Annotated in this window: 1 pseudogene; it reads left to right on the top strand. The window is 72.1% G+C overall.

Annotated elements, in window-relative coordinates:
• Window positions 1-27: 27 nt before the first annotated feature.
• Window positions 28-2,433 (top strand): annotated as a pseudogene (locus tag AB0G14_RS35355) (hypothetical protein); the annotation flags it as partial.

Here is a 2,433-nt window from a genome sequence, read left to right as displayed (position 1 = left end):
GGCAGCGCGGTCGTGGTGTGGGCGGCGATGCTGCGTCACCGCCAGCCACTCACGACCACCCAGATCATCGACCCCACCGTTCTCGACCAGTCCGCAGTCACCGGCATGAGCGCCGCCGGGCTGTACGTGCGGGCGTTGCGGGGGTTGGGTCTGCTCGTCGAGCGGGGCAAGGACGGCAAGGCCGTGCGATACCAGGCGGTGGTTCCCCAGGGGTGGTCCCCACCCGAGCAGCAGGCGGCCACCGACTGGCTCGAGCGCCAACCCCTACCGGCGCCCTCCGTGAACACCCCGCCGGTGCCCGCAGCGGTGTACGACGCCCTCCAACAGACACCGGGCGTGGCGCCGGGCAGCGCGGTCGTGGTGTGGGCGGCGATGCTGCGTCACCGCCAGCCACTCACGACCGCCCAGATCATCGACTCCACCGTTCTCGACCAATCCGCAGTCACCGGCACGCGCGCCGCCGCGTTGTACGTGCAGGTGTTGCAGGGGTTGGGTCTGCTCGTCGAGCGGGGCAAAGACGGCCAGGCCGTGCGATACCAGGCGGTGGTGCCCGCGGGGTGGTCCTCATCCGAGCGGCAGGCGGCCACCGACTGGCTCGAGCGCCAACCCCTACCGGCGCCCTCCGTGAACACCCCGCCGGTGCCCGCAGCGGTGCACGACGCCCTCCAACAGACACCGCACGTGGCGCCGGGCAGCGCGGTCGTGGTGTGGGCGGCGATGCTGCGTCACGGCCAGCCACTCACGACCGCCCAGGTCATCGACTCCACCGTTCTCGACCAGTCCGCGATCACCAGCCCGAGCGCCGCCCGGCTGTACGCGCAGGTGTTGCGGGGGTTGGGTCTGCTTGTCGAGCGGGGCAAGGACGGCAAGGCCGTGCGATACCAGGCGGTGGTTCCCCAGGGGTGGTCCCCACCCGAGCGGCAGGCGGCCACCGACTGGCTCGAGCGCCAACCCCTACCGGCGCCCTCCGCGAACACCCCGCCGGTGCCCGCAGCGGTGTACGAAGCCCTCCAACAGACACCGCGCGTGGTGCCGGGCAGCGCGGTCGTGGTGTGGGCGGCGATGCTGCGTCACGGCCAGCCACTCACGACCGCCCAGATCATCGACTCCACCGTTCTCGACCAGTCCGCGGTCACCGGCATGAGCACCGCCGGGCTGTACGTGAAGGCGTTGCGGGGGCTGGGTCTGCTCGTCGAGCGGGGCAAGGACGGCCAGGCCGTGCGATACCAGGCGGTGGTGCCCGCGGGGTGGTCCTCATCCGAGCGGCAGGCGGCCACCGACTGGCTCGAGCGCCAACCCCCACCGGCGCCCTCCGCGAACACCCCGCCGGCGCCCTCCGCGAACACCCCGCCGGCGCCCTCCGTGAACACCCCGCCGGTGCCAGCAGCGGTGCACGACGCCCTCCAACAGACACCGGGCGTGGTGCCGGGCAGCGCGGTCGTGGTGTGGGCGGCGATGCTGCGTCACCGCCAGCCACTCACGACCACCCAGATCATCGACCCCACCGTTCTCGACCAGTCCGCGATCACCAGCCCGAGCGCCGCCAAGCTGTACGTGAAGGCGTTGCGGGGGCAGGGCCTGCTCGTCGAGCAGGGCAAAGACGGCAAGGCCGTGCGATACCAGGCGGTGGTTCCCCAGGGGTGGTCCCCACCCGAGCAGCAGGCGGCCACCGACTGGCTCGAGCGCCAACCCCCACCGGCGTCCTCCGCGAACACCCCGCCGGTGCCAGCAGCGGTGCACGACGCCCTCCAACAGGCAGACAGAGTGGTGCCGGGCAGCGCGCTCGTGGTGTGGGCGGCGATGCTGCGTCACCGCCAGCCACTCACGACCACCCAGATCCCCGACCCCACCGTCCTCGACCAATCCGCAGTCACCGGCCCGAGCGCCGCCGTGCGGTACGTGCAGGTGTTGCGGGGGTTGGGTCTGCTTGTCGAGCGGGGCAACGACGGCAGGGCCGTGCGATACGAGGCGGTGGTGCCCGCGGGGTGGTCCTCATCCGAGCGGCAGGCGGCCACCGGCTGGCTCGAGCGCCAACCCCCACCGGTGTCCTCCGTGAACACCCCGCCGGTGCCAGCAGCGGTGCACGAAGCCCTCCAACAGACACCGCGCGTGGTGCCGGGCAGCGCGGTCGTGTTGTGGGCGGCGATGCTGCGTCACCGCCAGCCACTCACGACCGCCCAGATCACCGACTCCACCGTTCTCGACCAGTCCGCGATCACCAGCCCGAGCACCGCCAAGCTGTACGTGCAGGTGTTGCGGGGGCAGGGTCTGCTCGTCGAGCGGGGCAAAGACGGCCAGGCCGTGCGATACGAGGCGGTGGTGCCCCAGGGGTGGTCTCCATCCGAGCGGCAGGCGGCCACCGACTGGCTCGACCGCCAACCCCCACCGGCTCCGACACCAGACAACCCGAGCTCCGACCTTACAATCGCGTGG

It is taken from the genome of Micromonospora sp. NPDC023814, from assembly GCF_040639595.1.
Lineage (GTDB): Bacteria > Actinomycetota > Actinomycetes > Mycobacteriales > Micromonosporaceae > Micromonospora.
This window is presented reverse-complemented; position numbering and strand designations above follow the sequence as displayed.